This window comes from Mesorhizobium sp. 113-1-2 (assembly GCF_016756475.1).
Classification (GTDB): Bacteria; Pseudomonadota; Alphaproteobacteria; order Rhizobiales; family Rhizobiaceae; genus Mesorhizobium; species Mesorhizobium loti_C.
The window spans coordinates 2749168-2762967 of the sequence record NZ_AP023242.1 but is presented as its reverse complement, the minus strand read 5'-3'; the positions used below and the strand labels follow the sequence as shown (position 1 = coordinate 2762967).

Here is a 13800-nt window from a genome sequence, read left to right as displayed (position 1 = left end):
ATCTACGATCCAAAGCGCATGTTATGCGTGCGGATCGTCGTGGCGAACGACCCTGTCACCACCGTATTCGGCTGTGCTGGAAGGCCCTTGCCAGCGACCGAATGCCGTAACACCTCGCTGCTTGGGCCGAAGGCTTCGATCGCGCCGCCGCGCAGAAGCATCACGCGGTCGCAGGACGCGGCAATCGAAGGGCGATGCGTGATCACGACCATCGTGACGCCGGCCGCCTTCGCGGCGGCGAGTACCGCCTCGAGCGCCGCTTCGCCCGTGCCGTCGAGATGGGTGCTGGGCTCGTCCAGGACGAGAATTCTGGGATTGCCGTAGAAGGCGCGCGCCAGCCCGATCCTCTGGCGTTCGCCGCCCGACAGCGTTCTGTCCGACGGACCTATCAATGTCTGGTAGCCGTCCCGCTGCGCCAGGATCAGCTCATGCGCCTCAGCCCGCCTTGCCGCTTCGATGATCGCGGCGTCATCCGCATCGGGGTCGAAGCGGGCGACGTTTTGCGCGATCGATCCCGGAAACAGCTCCACCTCCTGCGCAAGGTAGCCAATGTGCTTTCCGAGCTGGTTTTCGTCCCAGGTCCTGAGGTCGGCGCCGTCGATCCTGACCGCGCCGCCGGTCGGCCGGGCAGCGCCCACAAGCAACCGCGCCAGCGTCGATTTGCCGGCGCCGCTCGGGCCGACAATGGCCAACGCTTCGCCGGCGCCAATTTGGAAGTTCAGCCGCTTGAGGATGGGTTCGGTGCCGGGCTGCGCATTCGGCGCCATGAAGAAAACGTCCTGCACGGAAATCGCGCCAGTCGGATCGGGCAGGATCAGTTTGCGCGCTTCAGCCGGACGCGCCGCAAGCGCCGTCTCCAGCCTTTTCCACGCGCGCCGGGCGTCGGCGATCTGCCGCCAGGCGCCGATCAACTGGTCGAGCGGCTGCAACGCGCGCGACGACACCAGCGAGGAGGCGAAGATCATGCCTGCCGTCATCTGCCCCTTGAGCACCAGCCATGCGCCGGCGCCGAGGATCGCCAGTTGCAGCATCATGCGCAGCGCCCGCGAGGCACCGCTGAAGATCGCATTGGCACTCGAGGAACGGTCATGCAAGGTGAGCGCAGCCGCCACGTGCCGTCCCCAGACCCGCGCGGCGTTCTCCACCATGCCCATGGCGCGCAACGTCTCCGCATTGCGGGCAAAGGCCTGTTCCGCCTGGCTGGCCAAGGCCGAACGCTCCGCGGACAAGGCGTCGTTCCTGCCGATGGCAAGCTGGTTGGCCACGACCAGCAAAAGCAGAAGCGCCGCGCCGGCGACCGTCACCCAGAACAGCACCGGATGGATGAGATAGAGCAAAGCGAGGAAGACAGGGGCGAAGGGCAGGTCGAACAACACCGCCACACCGCGCGACCTGATGAAGGCGCAGAGCGAGGCAAGGTCGCGCAGCGGCGACAAGCCGCCGGCATATTTTGCGCCAAGCGAAATGGCGAATGTGCCGGCACCCAGCTTCCGGTCGACGGTCGCCGCAACGCGCTGCGTATAAACGGCGCGGATCGCGTCCAGCAACCCGAGGAAAGCGAGCGCGAGAACCGCGATGACCGAAAGATAGACAAGCGTTTCGACGCTGGAGGACGGCAGCACGCGGTCATAGACCTGCAGCAGGTAGAGTGGAATCACCAACAGCAGGATGTTGATCAACAGCGAGAAGACGCCGACATCGGCGATGGCGCGCATGAAGACCGGACGCAGGCCGGATGGTCCAGTCATTTCCGCATTCCCCGACGCTGCATGATCCCGAGACCTTACGCGTGGCCCCCGAATTCGGAACCGCCGTGCAGCGTGCTGTTGCTGTGCGTTGCGACACTGTGCGTGGCGGTGCTGCTGCTGGTGATGTTCAGGGCGTTTGCCGGGGCACTGTCCAGCGTATAGGCGCGGACGTAGTCGATCTTCATCTCGGCCGGCGTGGCCAAATGGTCCGGAGGGGTGCCGGCCAAGCCGCCGACCGCGAGATCGACCAGCATGTACATGGGCTTGTTCATGTCGGACGGCGTCGCCGCTTCCGCGACCTCAACACCGTCATAGGTCCAGACGAGCTTGTCCGGCGTCCACAGCAGGCCATAAGTGTGGAAGCCGTCGGGGTTCGAGACACTCACCGTCGACGTGACCTTGGTGTGCGTTCCCGTCTCATTCGAGTGCGCCGTCATGACCAACGAGTTCGGGGCTTGGCCGATCGTCTCCACGACATCGAGCTCCGGCGGCCACGAACCGTCTTCCGGAAGCAGCCAGAAGGCCGGCCAGGCACCGGCGTTCTCGGGCAGGTCGGCCCGTATTTCGAAATAGCCATAGGTTTGCGAGAAGGAATCGTGGGTCGTCAGTATGCCGGAGGTGTATTCGTAATTGTTGATCAGCGGCTTGATGTCGGCCGGCGCCTGCGCCGCGGTGATGGTGAGCACGCCATTGTTCAGGCTGAACGGGTGGACGGAACTCGTCGGTGCGTAGTTGGCGTCGATGTACCATTGCTGCTCGTTGTTGCTGGTCAAGGTGCTGCCGTTCGGCGCTCCCCACCAGAAGTTGGTGTCCCACGTGCCGCCCTGGCTATTGTGAAGATTCAGCGTGTTGAAATCGTCGTTGAAGGAGAGCTGCATTCCGGACTTGTCGATCGGCAATTCGAACTGGCTGGGCTGCAGCTTGTCAATGGTCGTGTCCTTGAACTCGAGGATCTCGCCGGACCCGAGGTTCAACACCACGTTCGATCCCGCCTGGATCATGCTGGAGTGGATGGCGTCGAACGACGTGAACCCATAGCCATTCAGGCGAACGGTGTCGGTGGCGGCAAAATTCGCGATCAGGTCGCTTCCATTGCCTTTCGAGACGATGAAAGTGTCGTAACCGCCGCCGCCATCGATCAGCACATCGTTTCCCGCGCCGCCGTCCAGCGTCTGGTGCCCGGCCTTGGCGGTGATGATATTGTCCAACCCATTTCCGAAAGCATAGTTGTTGGCGTTCGTGACGACGAGGTTCTCGACATTGTCGGGGAGCTTATAGCTCATCCATGTGCTGATCGTGTCGATGCCTGCCCCGGCGGCCTCGGCCACCTTGTTGCTCGCCGCATAGAGGTAATAGATGTCATCGCCTGCGCCACCATGCATGGTGACACCGGATGCTCCGTAGAAGGAATCGTTTCCGGAGCTGCCGTACAAGTCCGGCCCGGCCCCTGCCGCCGAGTACCAATGGGTGGAAGCGCCGCTGTAGGGAAGAGGAACACCCAGGGCGTTGACGAAGAAGCTCATCGGATAAATCCTCCTCGTAATGCCTGGCCCGCCTGGATCGTTCCCAGGCGGCCGCATCCGGACCAAGATCGCCATGCACGATAGCGTTCCAGGAGCTTGCCACAGAGTTCCCCATTGCATCGACCATTCAGTGACGTTTTCCGACCTGGAAGCACACCAACCCGACGCATGGTCTACAGACTGTAATTCGACTGGCGAAATATTTAATGAAATTTTATCGAAGACAGCGATCTACTTATGAATACATTTGGTTCAGGTCACACAGAAGCGCTCCCTGCTTTTGGAGGGGGTGGCGCAATTTCTGCGGTGAGAACTACGCGTCGACGTGTCGTGGAGGGCGCTTCCCCCTCAAACCGCGACTTCGATCGGCTCGGCAAGTCTCGGGTTCGAGCGTGCGGCGATCAGGCAGCTGGCCACGATAAGGCCGGCTCCCGCCAGCGTGGTCCAGGTCACCGCCTCGTCGAAGAAGAACCACCCGAGCGCGATCGCCCAGATGAAGGCCGAGTATTCCGTCGGGATCAGATATTGCGCTTCGGCACGCGCATAGGCCCAGCTCATCAGGAACTGGCCGGCGAGCGACAGTGCCGTTACGCCGGCGAGCGGAAGCCAGAGATTGACGGGCAGCGCAATGGCGAGCCAGGGGGCTGCCAGACCGAGCATGACCGCAACGCCAAGGTTCTGGAACAGCATGATCTCGATGGGCTTGGCCAGCAGCGCCTGTCGTCGCGCGAGGATCAGATTGTAGGCATAGAACACCGTCGAGACGAGCACCGCCGCTGTGCCGAGCAAGGCATCCCTGGCGTAGCTTGTGTGGCCGAACTGGCCGGCCACGATGATGACAACGCCCGCAATGCCGGCGAGCGAAGCCCAGATCGCCTTGCGCTGTATCCTTTCCCCCAGAAGCAGCGCGGCCAGCAGCAGCGCAAACAGCGGCGCCACGAAACTCAGCCCGATCGCCTCCGCCAGCGGCAGTCTTGCAAGCCCCCAGAAAAAGCACAGCAGGACAATGCCGACAATCGTGGCGCGCAGCGCATGCAGCCTCAGCACCGAGGGCGCAGGAAGCGAGCGTGGCCCTGCCAGCCAGCCTGCGCCCGCGACCAAGGTCGCCAGCATGCTGCGCCAAAGCACTGTGTTGTAGACGCCGACCGCGATGACCAGCACCTTCATCGCCGCATCCATGCCGGACAAAAGGAAGATGCCGAACACGCATACGAGCACCGGGATCGTGGGGGAGATTGCGCCGGCCAGGCTGGATGACTTCACGCGGGCTTACTCTAGGTGACGGATGCAGGCTGACATATCAGGGCAAACTGGCAGGGCCAGATGGCAGCCTCGCCCATATGGCGGTCCAACACCCTCGGCCCTTGGCGCGACCGGGGATTTGAACTTTTTTGCCACTTCGTGTCGATTTCGTCACTCGCCGTTCGTCGTATCATCGAACCAACCCAAACAAGGAGACGACCATGCGGTTCATGATGCTGATGATCCCCGGCGGCTACGCGGAGGCGGCGCCCGATGTCAGGCCCGGCGCCGAAGCGGTGGAGGGGATGATGCGATACAATGAGGAGCTCAAGAAGGCCGGCGTGCTGCTGGCGCTCGATGGGCTGCATCCGCCGTCGGAGGGCGCGCGAGTCAGCTTCAAGGGCGGCAAGCCCGTTGTCACCGACGGCCCGTTCGCCGAGGTCAAGGAAGTGCTGGGCGGCTATTGGGTGATCGACGTGCGCTCGCGTGAAGAAGCCATCGAATGGGCCCGCCGCTGCCCCGCAGGCGAAAATGACCTGATCGAAGTTCGCCGCGTCTTCGAGATCAGCGATTTCCCCGAGGACGTCCAGAAGGCGGCGGAAGGCTTCAGCGAGCTGATGGGTTGACGGCCACAGCCACCATCGAAGCGGCCACCATCGAAGCGGTTTGGCGGATCGAGCAGCCGAAGCTCACCGCCAGGCTGGTCCGTTATCTCAGGGATGTCGGGCTGGCCGAGGAGGTCGCCGGCGATGCCTTCCTGCTGGCGCTGGAGCGCTGGCCCCGGGAGGGCATCCCGCGCAACCCGGCCGCCTGGCTGACTGAGGTCGGCAGGAACCGGGCGCTCGACCGGCTGCGCCGCACCACAATGATCGACGGCAAGCACCGCGAACTGGCCATCGACCTCGCCGCGCTGGAGCGCGAGATGCCCGACATCGAGGCCGCACTCGACGAGGATATCGACGACGACCTTTTGCGGCTGATCTTCACCGCGTGTCATCCCGTCTTGCCGGCCGAGCAGCGCGCGGCGCTCGCCCTGCGGCTGCTGGGCGGGCTGTCGACGCCTGAGATCGCCCGCGCCTTCCTGGTGCCCGAAGCCACAGTGGCCCAGCGCATCGTGCGCGCCAAGCGGGCGCTACGCGATGCCGCCATCCCGTTCGAGACGCCGCGCAGCGAGGTGCGGCGCCAACGCCTCGCCGCCGTGCTGGAGGTGGTCTATCTCATTTTCAACGAAGGCTATGTGGCAACCACCGGGCCGGATTGGCTGCGCGCCGATCTCTGCGGCGAAGCGCTGCGCCTCGGCCGCTCCTTGGCGGCGCTGATGCCTGACGAGCCCGAGGTGCTGGGGTTGATGTCACTGATGGAACTCAACGCCTCGCGCTTCCCCGCCCGCACCGGCAAAGCGGGCGAACCGATCCTGCTGCTCGACCAGGACCGCAGCCGATGGAACTGGTCCCTCATCCGGCGCGGCCTCGACGGCCTGAACCGTGCCATGACCATGACATCGGCACCCGGCCCCTATCTCCTGCAGGCGATGATCGCCGCCTGCCATAGCCGCGCGGCAACGGCCGCCGACACTGACTGGATCGCGATATCGGCCTATTACCAGGCGCTTGCCCTGGCGGCCCCCTCGCCCATCGTCGAAATCAACCGGGCGGTGGCCGTCGGCATGGCGTTCGGCCCGGCGCAGGGCCTCGCCATCGTCGAAGCGCTGAAGGATGAGCCGCGCCTGAAGGACTCGCATCTCCTGCCCACCGTGCGCGGCGATCTCCTGGAGAGACTGGGACGTCAGGCGGAAGCCCGCGCCGCGTTCCGCCAGGCCGCAGGAATGACCGGCAACGACAGAGAGCGTGCGCTGTTGCTGGCTCGCGCGGGTGACTAGCCCCGATCTGTCGCACCCGCCGCGAACCGGTGCAGTGGTCCGCCTCAATGGGCGTCCGGAGGCGGCGCCTTCGGCGTGACGTTGCGCAGGAACGGCACCAGCGCCGTGGCGAGGACGAAGGCGACCATGATCACCAGAAACGCATCGGCATAGGCCATGGTCGAGGCCTCGCGATAGGCCAGCGCCCACAACTGCTTCAGCGAGGCGGTATGACCATCCGCCACCGCGCCGGGCAACTGTCCATAGCGCAGCGCGACATTGTCGACGAGCCGCATCGCGGCCTCATTCTGTGGCGTCAGATGCGAGGCGATGGTCAGGAAATGGAAATTGGTACGATTGTTCAGGATGGCGCCGCAAATGGCGATGCCGACCGCGCCGCCGAGATTGCGCATCGTGTTGAACAGGCCGCTGGCATATTTCAGCCGTTCGGGCGGCAGGCTGCCAAGGCCGAGATTGACGCTAGGCGCCACCGCAAAGACCTGCGGGAAGCCGCGGAACAATTGCGGGATCAGAAGCTCTGCCGCGCCCCACTGGCTGGTGATGGCGCTAAAGCTCCACATCGAGGCGCCGAAGGAGGCCAGCCCGAACATCATCAGCCAGCGCGTGTCGAAGCGCTTGGCGAGAAAGATGTAGACGGGAACGCCGATCATCGAGGCGACACCGGTGGAAAACACCGCGAGCCCGGTCTGCAAGGCGTCGTAGCCCCTGACATAGCCCAGGAACAGCGGCGTCAGATAGATCGTGGCGAATATGCCGATGCCGGTGACGAAAGAGAGAAAACAGCCGATAGCGAAATTGCGGTTGCCGAAGGCGCGGAAATCGACCACCGGCTGCGCATAGGTCAGGCTGCGGATAACGAACAGGACCATGGTGATCCCGGCGACGAAAGCGCCATTGCGGATGGTTGCGTCATCGAACCAATTCCAGCGCGAGCCCTCTTCCAGCACATATTCTGCGGTACCGAGACTGACCGCCATCAGCACGATGCCGATATAGTCGGCGCCCTTCAGCAGCGACGGATCCGCCTTGTCGATCTTGACCAGCAGCGCGACGAGGATGGTGATGATGGTGCCCGGAATGACGTTGACATAGAACAGCCAGTGCCAGCTCAGCGTGTCGGTGATCCAGCCGCCGATGACAGGCCCGAGCGTCGGCGCGATCGAGGCGATGCTGCCGACCACCGCGGCCGCATAGACCCGCCTCGGCCCCTGGAAATAGTGGAACGACGAGGTGAACACCGTCGGGATCATCGACGCGCCGAGCAGCCCCTGCAGCGCACGGAACACGATCATGCTTTCGATGCTCCAGGCGAAGCCGCACAGCATGCTGGCGAGCGTAAAGCCGGCCGCCGAGATGGTGAACAGCCAGCGTGTCGAGAACACCCTTGTCAGCCAGCCTGACAGCGGGATGACGATGATTTCCGCCACCAGATAGGAGGTCTGCACCCAGCCAATCTGGTCCTGTGCGGCCGACAGGCCGCCGCCAATGTCCTGCAGCGAAGAGGCGACGATCTGGATGTCGAGCAGCGCGATGAACATCCCCACGCACATCACCATGAACGGCAGGATGCTGACCAAGAAGGATTGCGGGGCGGCGCGCTCGGGCATGGCGTCCTCAGCGCGACGCGGTGTCGACGGTCACGACGGTGGAGAGGCCCGGCCGCAGCGCGACCTTCCGCGCCTGGTCGGGGTCGATGGTGATGCGGACGGGAACGCGCTGGACGATCTTGGTGAAATTGCCTGTGGCGTTCTGCGCTGGGATCACGCTGAAGATCGCCCCTGTTGCCGGCCCCAGGCTGGTGACATGGCCCTTGAGCGGCTGGTCGGGCGCAATGTCGGTATAGACCGTCGCCGCCTGGCCATCGGCCATGGTGCGCAACTGGTCCTCCTTGAAATTGGCGTCGACCCACAGGCCTGTCTCCGGCACGATGGTCAGGAGATAGCTGCCCGGCGAGACATAGGTGCCGACCTGTGCCAGCCGGTTGCCGACGAGGCCGTCGATGGGCGAGCGGATCTGCGTGAAGCCAAGATCGAGCTCAGCCGTGTCGAGATCGGCCTTGGCGGCTGCCACAGCGGCCGTCGCTTCCGCAATCTGCGTGTTGAGCACATCGAGCTGCTGCCTGGCCGCTGCAAGCCCGGCGCGGGATGCGGCAACGGACGCCTTGGCCTGGCTGTCGGCGGCAAGACTTCTCTGCGCGTCCTGCTGCGTGCCGGCCTTGGTGCTGGCCAGCACCGCATAGCGTTGCGCGTCCTGGGTGGTGAAAGTCGCGGCAGCGCTCTTGGCATCGAGATCGGCCTCAGCCTGTTCGATCAGCGAATTCTGCAGCGAGACCTGGGCGCGGAGATTGTCGAGGGCCGATTGCTGCTGCTGGACGGCAGCCTGCGCACGCTCCACCGCCGCCTTGAAGGGTCGGTCGTCGATGCGGATGATGAGCTGGCCGGCGGCGACATGCTGGTTGTCCTCGACGAGGATCTGATCGATGTGCCCGGCGACTCGTGGCGCCAGCGGCGTGACATTGCCGCCGACATAGGCATCGTCGGTCGAGACGAGGAAGCGGCCGGCCTGCCACCAGTGAAAGCCGTACCAGCCGGCAACACCGATCGCGATCGCGGCACCCAGCATGACCAACGGCTTGCGGCGGCTTTTGGCGGGCGCGGGAATCTGGACGGCCGATGGCTGCGCCGGCTGCAGCTCGGCGGCGGAGAGAACCTTGTTCATTTGCCCCGCGCCTCTTCACGGCTTTGATCGACATTGTCGATGAGCGGCAGGCCCGAGCCTTCGCTGCTGAAGCGATAGCGCTGCCGCATGCGCTCGGTCGCCCTGGGGGCCGTCGCCATGGTGAAGCCTTCGCCGTCGAGTTCCCTGCCGGTCTGGCGGTCGACCAGCACCGGTTCGGCCCAGCGCCCGTCAGCCTTGTCCACCACCACAAGGCTCGGGCCTTCTGGCGCCAGATGCTTGTTGCCCCAGGCGAGCAGCGAAAGCAGCACCGGGCGGAAATCGCGCGCCTTGGCGGTCAGCACATATTCATGGCGCAGCGGCCGCTCGCAGTAGGCGCGCTTTTCGAACAGGCCGCGCTCGACCAGGCTGTTCAGCCGGCGCGTCAGGATGTTGGGCGCGATCTCCAGGCTCTTCTGGAACTGGTCGAAGCGCGTCAGCCCCTGGAAGGCGTCCCTGAGCAGCAGGATGCTCCACCATTCGCCGACATCGTCAAGGCTGCGCGCGATGGGGCACGGGCGGGATTCGAAGCTTGTTTTGGCAACCATGGCTGGAGGTCTCTTTCATAATGAAAGTGACACATAGCGAAGTTGGTTGCATTATGCAAGTCACTAAATGTGACCATGGCGGCCTTCGGCCGCGAGCAATGATTGCATCAGTGACCGAGTCCGTCAGCCACCAGCACGACCTTCCCCATCGCACGGCGCTCCTCCAACTGGCGGTGCGCCTCGCTGGCCTGATCGAGTGTGAAACGGCCGCCAATCGCGACCCGCAGCCGGCCGCTTGCGGCCAACTGGAACAGTTCCGACAGGCTGGCTCTCAGCCCGTCCGCGGACAGCAGCGGCAGCAACGCGAACCCCCTGAGCGACTGGTTGCGGCCGATCATGGCTTCCAGATCGGAAGCCGCGAGCCCGTACCGGCCGAGCGCCGCAAACACCAGCTCGCCGCCAGGCGCCAACGCCTGCAGCGACAGCGCCGTCAGCGCGCCGCCGACCGTGTCGTAGATGATGTCGGCGCCCTGCCCGTCGGTGGCGTCGCGGACATGTGTGGGCCAATCCGGAATGACGTAGTCGATTGCCACGTCGGCGCCGAGCGACAGAGCAAGATCGAGTTTGGCCCTGTCGCTGGCAGCCGCGATTACTTTGCTTGCGCCCTTTGTCCTTGCAAGTTGGACAAGCAGCGATCCAACGCCACCGGCGGCGGCCGGCACCAGCACCGTCTTGCCCTCCGGCGCGCTCTGGCGCAGCAGATGCAGGGCGGTCAGCCCCTGCACCATCAGCGCCGTCGCTTCTTCGAACGAGACTTCGTCCGGCAGCGGCACGGCGAGATCGGCCGGTATCGTCACCTGCTCCGCATAGCCGCCATAGGGACGTTGCGAGGCAAACAGCGGCGCCGCGACACGTCTTCCATGAAGCGCCGCATCCACCCCTTGGCCAACGGCCTCGACGACACCAGCCACTTCCACGCCAGGAAACATCGGCAGTTGCGGCGTCACCGCGTAACGGTCTGCGCGCATCAGCACCTCGAAGAAGTTGATGCCGGCGGCACGGACGCGGATCAGCACCTCGCCGGCCAACGGCACTGGCGCCGGCCGGTCGACGACCTCCAGCACCTCGGGGCCGCCGAAGCGGGTGAACTGAACGGCTTTCATGGCAAACTCCGATCGCACTGGCATCGGCCATGGTTTGCCACTATCTGCGAAGCCGCGACTACACACTCATTTCTCCCCTGCTGACCAGGAGGTGACCATGGCCGGTTCGCCCGCGAAAATGCCGATCAAACGGCTGCCGATGCTGCCGGCCGAACGGGCGCTGAAGGTGATCGCCGGGCGCTGGAAGGCGGTCATCCTCTACCATCTCTTCGATGGTCCAAGGCGGCTGTCGGCGCTGAAAGCGATAATGCCCGGCATTACCCAGAAAGTGCTGATCCAGCAGCTGCGCGAAATGGAGGAGCACGGCCTCGTCAGCCGCGAGATCTTCGCCGAAGTCCCGGCGCGCGTTGAATATTCGGCGACCAGCCTCGGCCTCAGCCTCGAGCCGATCCTGCTGGCGCTCTGCCAGTGGGGCCAGCACCACGCCGACGAACTGGACGAGACGCACCGCCTCGCCGACTGCATCATCCGGCCACGGCAGGCCCAGCACGCACACACGGCCTGAATCGAAATTATGGCGGGTTGCCGACGCCGGCTGCCCATCGCAGATTGTCTTCAGAACGGATCAGCAAAAATGCATCGCATAGCTTCGGGCGAACTTTATCAGACCTACACTCTTGGTGACCTGCGCATCACCGCCTTGCGCGATGGCTATGTCGACATGCCGGTCAGGCGGCTTTGGCAAGACGGCAACAAACCCTTTGGCGAGGACTTGCCGCCACAGGTCCCGTTGTTTGGCGGTCAACTCAGGCTCTCCGTCAACGCCTTCACGATTGACGATGGAAGCGAGATCATCCTGATCGATACCGGCGCCTCGAATGCCTGGCACCCCACCATGGGCCGGCTTCCCCAGGCGTTGGGCGAAGCCGGCATCGATGTCGAAAAAGTCCGCACCGTCTGCTTCACCCATACGCATCTCGACCACATCCATGGCCTCGTGCTTGCCGACGGCCGGGACGCGTTCCCGCGCCTGACGCGCTTGCTCGTTCCCAGGCAGGAACTCGGCCTCTTCCATGCCGTGGCGCGGCTCGAGCGGTTTCACGGCATGGCGGAGCCATTCGATGCCGGGGACCGTCTCGGGACACATATCGACATTATCGGCGCTCATGGCCATGAAGTGGGTCACAGCTGCTTTCGCGTTTCGAGTGGCGGCGAGAGCATCTTGATCTGGGGCGACACCGTTCACGTCCCATCGCTTCAGTTCGATCGGCCTGAGCTGACGTGGGAGTTCGACGAAGATCAGGACCAGGCGCGCGAGAGCCGGTTGCGGCTGCTGGCGCATGCGGCGGACGATCATTGTTTCGTTGCCGGCGCGCATCTGGACTCGCCCGGCATTGGCCGTGTCGTCCGCTCCGGCGGCAGCTTCCGATTTGAGCCGCTATAGCCAGAGCAATTCCAGGAAAAGTGTGAGCGGTTTTCCGTCCGGAATTGCGTCAAAATGAAGAGTCTAAAAGGGCGGCGCAAGCGCCGCCCCATATCCCTTGGGAGGATAATCTCAAAAGGCGATCAGGCTGCCTTGACTTCTTCGGCAAGCACGTCGGCATCGCGGGCCTTCTTCAGCGCCTTTGCCCACCAGGCAACGTCGTTGACCAGCGCGGTGGCCGCCTGGTTCAGGTGCTCGAGGTCTTCGAGCTTCTTCTCGCCCTGGCGCACGGCGAGGAAGTCGCCCCAGGCGATGTGGACAGCGGACTTGACCGGCGCCATCTGCAGTTCGACGGCATGGAGACGGAGCTGCTCGACGGCGCGGGCGCCACCGACGCTGCCATAGCCGACGAAGCCGGCCGGCTTCTTGTTCCATTCATTGGCGGCGTAGTCGATGGCGTTCTTCAGCACGGCCGTCGGGCCGTGATTGTATTCGGCGGCGGTGAAGATGAAGCCGTCGAATTCGGCAACCTTCTTCTGCCAGCGCTGCGCCACTTCGTTGGTCGACGGCACCCAGGCGGAAGAGGCGACTTCGTCGAAGAAGGGCAGCGGGAAGTCCCTGAGGTCGACAACCTCGACGTCGATATCGGCATGCGACTTGGCGATCTTGGCGATCCATTGGGTCGGTGTATCGGCGAAGCGCGCGGCGCGCGTCGAACCGACGATGATGGCGATTTTCGGCTTTGACATGGGGGGCTCTCCATTCCAGTAAAAAGCTGGTATCGTTTAGATACCGGCGCTATATGAGATACTGTCAACTGCCGACGCAAGGAGGCACCGTTTTGTTACTGAGGCACCCGCACAACACCGAAGACTGCCGCGCGATTTCGGAAATCCTGCAGCGCGTCGGCGACAAATGGACCGTGCTCGTGGTCGGCAAGCTTGGCGGCGGACCGCTGCGTTTCAACGAGCTACGCGCGGCTGTCGGCGGCATCTCGCAGAAGATGCTGACCACCACCTTGCGCGGACTGGAGCGCGATGGTTTCGTCACCCGCACCGTGTTTCCCACCATTCCGCCGCGTGTCGATTATGAACTGACCGAACTCGGTCACGAACTGTTGATCCCGGTCAGCGCGCTCGGCGAATGGGCGCGCAGAAACACGCAACGTGTGCGGGAGGCTCGCGAAAAATTCGATGGCATGCATGGCTGAAACCCTTGCGTAGCAAGGCGTCAAGCGTTTTGCGTTGAGCGAATTGGGCCAACGACAAACGAGTTCACGATTGTCTGAACGCGACCCGGGCAGCTTGTCTCATGGCGCTCTGAGCAGACTGGCGCATACGTTGGTTTGACGACGCTAAGCGCAGACCAAAGACAACCTGTCAGCTTTTTGGCGCCAGGCCATCGCAGGACGTCGTGCTGCAGGTCGTGCATGTCGCGGCCGGCTTGCGGTCACCCTTGCCGTCTTGCAAGCAAGTGGTGTGCGGAAGATCGTTTTTGACTTCGGCATAGGCGGTGACGCCGAGCAGACAGACCAATGCGACAAGGGCTGCCACGAGCCAGCTGTTCAGTATGTGTTGACGCATTGTCTCTCCCCCAACGCCGGCAGAATCAAGCGTGAAGGCAACCATTGGATGTCGGCAAGCGCATCGCCCGCGCACGGGCGATGTTACAATTGCTCC

The 13800-nt window shown here is 63.9% G+C and carries 14 protein-coding genes; 5 read left to right on the top strand and 9 right to left on the bottom strand.

The window, feature by feature from the left end; all coding sequences use genetic code 11:
• Nucleotides 1-2 precede the first annotated feature (2 nt).
• From JN279_RS13225 to JN279_RS13215, 3 genes are all read right to left on the bottom strand, one after another.
• Nucleotides 3-1748 carry a type I secretion system permease/ATPase gene (locus JN279_RS13225; protein ID WP_096449198.1) on the bottom strand — a complete coding sequence of 582 codons (1746 nt, stop codon included), beginning with the start codon at nucleotides 1746-1748 and terminating at the stop codon, nucleotides 3-5.
• Between the two features lie 35 nt (nucleotides 1749-1783).
• Nucleotides 1784-3271, bottom strand: coding sequence for a family 16 glycosylhydrolase (locus JN279_RS13220; RefSeq protein WP_202352974.1), 1488 nt, complete (start codon nucleotides 3269-3271; stop codon nucleotides 1784-1786).
• 348 nt (nucleotides 3272-3619) lie between these two features.
• Complete coding sequence (locus JN279_RS13215) at nucleotides 3620-4534, bottom strand: DMT family transporter (RefSeq protein ID WP_202352973.1); 915 nt, start codon at nucleotides 4532-4534, stop codon at nucleotides 3620-3622.
• Between the two features lie 200 nt (nucleotides 4535-4734).
• Here JN279_RS13215 and JN279_RS13210 point away from each other — a divergent pair, with 200 nt between their 5' ends.
• Both JN279_RS13210 and JN279_RS13205 read left to right on the top strand, forming a co-directional pair.
• Nucleotides 4735-5139 carry a YciI family protein gene (locus tag JN279_RS13210; RefSeq protein WP_202352972.1) on the top strand — a complete coding sequence of 135 codons (405 nt, stop codon included), beginning with the start codon at nucleotides 4735-4737 and terminating at the stop codon, nucleotides 5137-5139.
• Nucleotides 5136-6392: an RNA polymerase sigma factor gene (locus tag JN279_RS13205; RefSeq protein WP_202352971.1), complete on the top strand. Its 1257-nt coding sequence runs from the start codon at nucleotides 5136-5138 to the stop codon at nucleotides 6390-6392. The genes JN279_RS13210 and JN279_RS13205 overlap by 4 nt, the downstream gene beginning before the upstream one ends.
• A 44-nt stretch (nucleotides 6393-6436) precedes the next feature.
• Here the strand turns inward: JN279_RS13205 and JN279_RS13200 are convergent, their stop codons facing one another.
• The 4 genes from JN279_RS13200 to JN279_RS13185 form a co-directional block, all read right to left on the bottom strand.
• On the bottom strand, nucleotides 6437-7999 hold the full coding sequence (locus JN279_RS13200; protein ID WP_096449204.1) for a DHA2 family efflux MFS transporter permease subunit: 1563 nt from the start codon (nucleotides 7997-7999) through the stop codon (nucleotides 6437-6439).
• 7 nt (nucleotides 8000-8006) lie between these two features.
• A complete protein-coding gene (locus JN279_RS13195; protein WP_202352970.1) occupies nucleotides 8007-9110 on the bottom strand; it encodes an HlyD family secretion protein in 1104 nt (367 codons plus the stop codon).
• The gene (locus JN279_RS13190) at nucleotides 9107-9655 is read right to left on the bottom strand and encodes a winged helix-turn-helix transcriptional regulator (protein ID WP_202352969.1); all 549 of its coding nucleotides are present in this window, start codon (nucleotides 9653-9655) and stop codon (nucleotides 9107-9109) included. Before JN279_RS13190 ends, JN279_RS13195 begins: the two co-directional genes overlap by 4 nt.
• 107 nt (nucleotides 9656-9762) lie before the next feature.
• Nucleotides 9763-10758 carry a quinone oxidoreductase family protein gene (locus JN279_RS13185; protein WP_202352968.1) on the bottom strand — a complete coding sequence of 332 codons (996 nt, stop codon included), beginning with the start codon at nucleotides 10756-10758 and terminating at the stop codon, nucleotides 9763-9765.
• Between the two features lie 97 nt (nucleotides 10759-10855).
• Here JN279_RS13185 and JN279_RS13180 point away from each other — a divergent pair, with 97 nt between their 5' ends.
• Nucleotides 10856-11263, top strand: coding sequence for a winged helix-turn-helix transcriptional regulator (locus tag JN279_RS13180; RefSeq protein ID WP_244734559.1), 408 nt, complete (start codon nucleotides 10856-10858; stop codon nucleotides 11261-11263).
• A 69-nt stretch (nucleotides 11264-11332) separates the two neighbouring features.
• On the top strand, nucleotides 11333-12142 hold the full coding sequence (locus JN279_RS13175) for an MBL fold metallo-hydrolase (RefSeq protein ID WP_202352966.1): 810 nt from the start codon (nucleotides 11333-11335) through the stop codon (nucleotides 12140-12142).
• Between the two features lie 122 nt (nucleotides 12143-12264).
• On the opposite strand, the gene JN279_RS13170 is transcribed toward JN279_RS13175, so the two are convergent.
• Nucleotides 12265-12870, bottom strand: a complete 606-nt coding sequence (locus tag JN279_RS13170; RefSeq protein WP_202352965.1) for an NADPH-dependent FMN reductase — start codon at nucleotides 12868-12870, stop codon at nucleotides 12265-12267.
• A gap of 92 nt (nucleotides 12871-12962) precedes the next feature.
• Here JN279_RS13170 and JN279_RS13165 point away from each other — a divergent pair, with 92 nt between their 5' ends.
• Nucleotides 12963-13331: a winged helix-turn-helix transcriptional regulator gene (locus JN279_RS13165; RefSeq protein ID WP_183462358.1), complete on the top strand. Its 369-nt coding sequence runs from the start codon at nucleotides 12963-12965 to the stop codon at nucleotides 13329-13331.
• A gap of 169 nt (nucleotides 13332-13500) precedes the next feature.
• On the opposite strand, the gene JN279_RS13160 is transcribed toward JN279_RS13165, so the two are convergent.
• The gene (locus tag JN279_RS13160; protein ID WP_244734557.1) at nucleotides 13501-13749 is read right to left on the bottom strand and encodes a hypothetical protein; all 249 of its coding nucleotides are present in this window, start codon (nucleotides 13747-13749) and stop codon (nucleotides 13501-13503) included.
• Nucleotides 13750-13800: the final 51 nt, after the last annotated feature.

What these genes read in the sequence shown, in the direction of transcription:
- JN279_RS13225 (WP_096449198.1), bottom strand. Translation starts at nt 1,748, where the DNA reads ATGACTGGACCATCCGGCCTGCGTCCGGTCTTCATGCGCGCCATCGCC.
- JN279_RS13220 (WP_202352974.1), bottom strand. Translation starts at nt 3,271, where the DNA reads ATGAGCTTCTTCGTCAACGCCCTGGGTGTTCCTCTTCCCTACAGCGGC.
- JN279_RS13210 (WP_202352972.1), top strand. Translation starts at nt 4,735, where the DNA reads ATGCGGTTCATGATGCTGATGATCCCCGGCGGCTACGCGGAGGCGGCG.
- JN279_RS13200 (WP_096449204.1), bottom strand. Translation starts at nt 7,999, where the DNA reads ATGCCCGAGCGCGCCGCCCCGCAATCCTTCTTGGTCAGCATCCTGCCG.
- JN279_RS13195 (WP_202352970.1), bottom strand. Translation starts at nt 9,110, where the DNA reads ATGAACAAGGTTCTCTCCGCCGCCGAGCTGCAGCCGGCGCAGCCATCG.
- JN279_RS13190 (WP_202352969.1), bottom strand. Translation starts at nt 9,655, where the DNA reads ATGGTTGCCAAAACAAGCTTCGAATCCCGCCCGTGCCCCATCGCGCGC.
- JN279_RS13185 (WP_202352968.1), bottom strand. Translation starts at nt 10,758, where the DNA reads ATGAAAGCCGTTCAGTTCACCCGCTTCGGCGGCCCCGAGGTGCTGGAG.
- JN279_RS13180 (WP_244734559.1), top strand. Translation starts at nt 10,856, where the DNA reads ATGGCCGGTTCGCCCGCGAAAATGCCGATCAAACGGCTGCCGATGCTG.
- JN279_RS13175 (WP_202352966.1), top strand. Translation starts at nt 11,333, where the DNA reads ATGCATCGCATAGCTTCGGGCGAACTTTATCAGACCTACACTCTTGGT.
- JN279_RS13170 (WP_202352965.1), bottom strand. Translation starts at nt 12,870, where the DNA reads ATGTCAAAGCCGAAAATCGCCATCATCGTCGGTTCGACGCGCGCCGCG.
- JN279_RS13160 (WP_244734557.1), bottom strand. Translation starts at nt 13,749, where the DNA reads ATGGTTGCCTTCACGCTTGATTCTGCCGGCGTTGGGGGAGAGACAATG.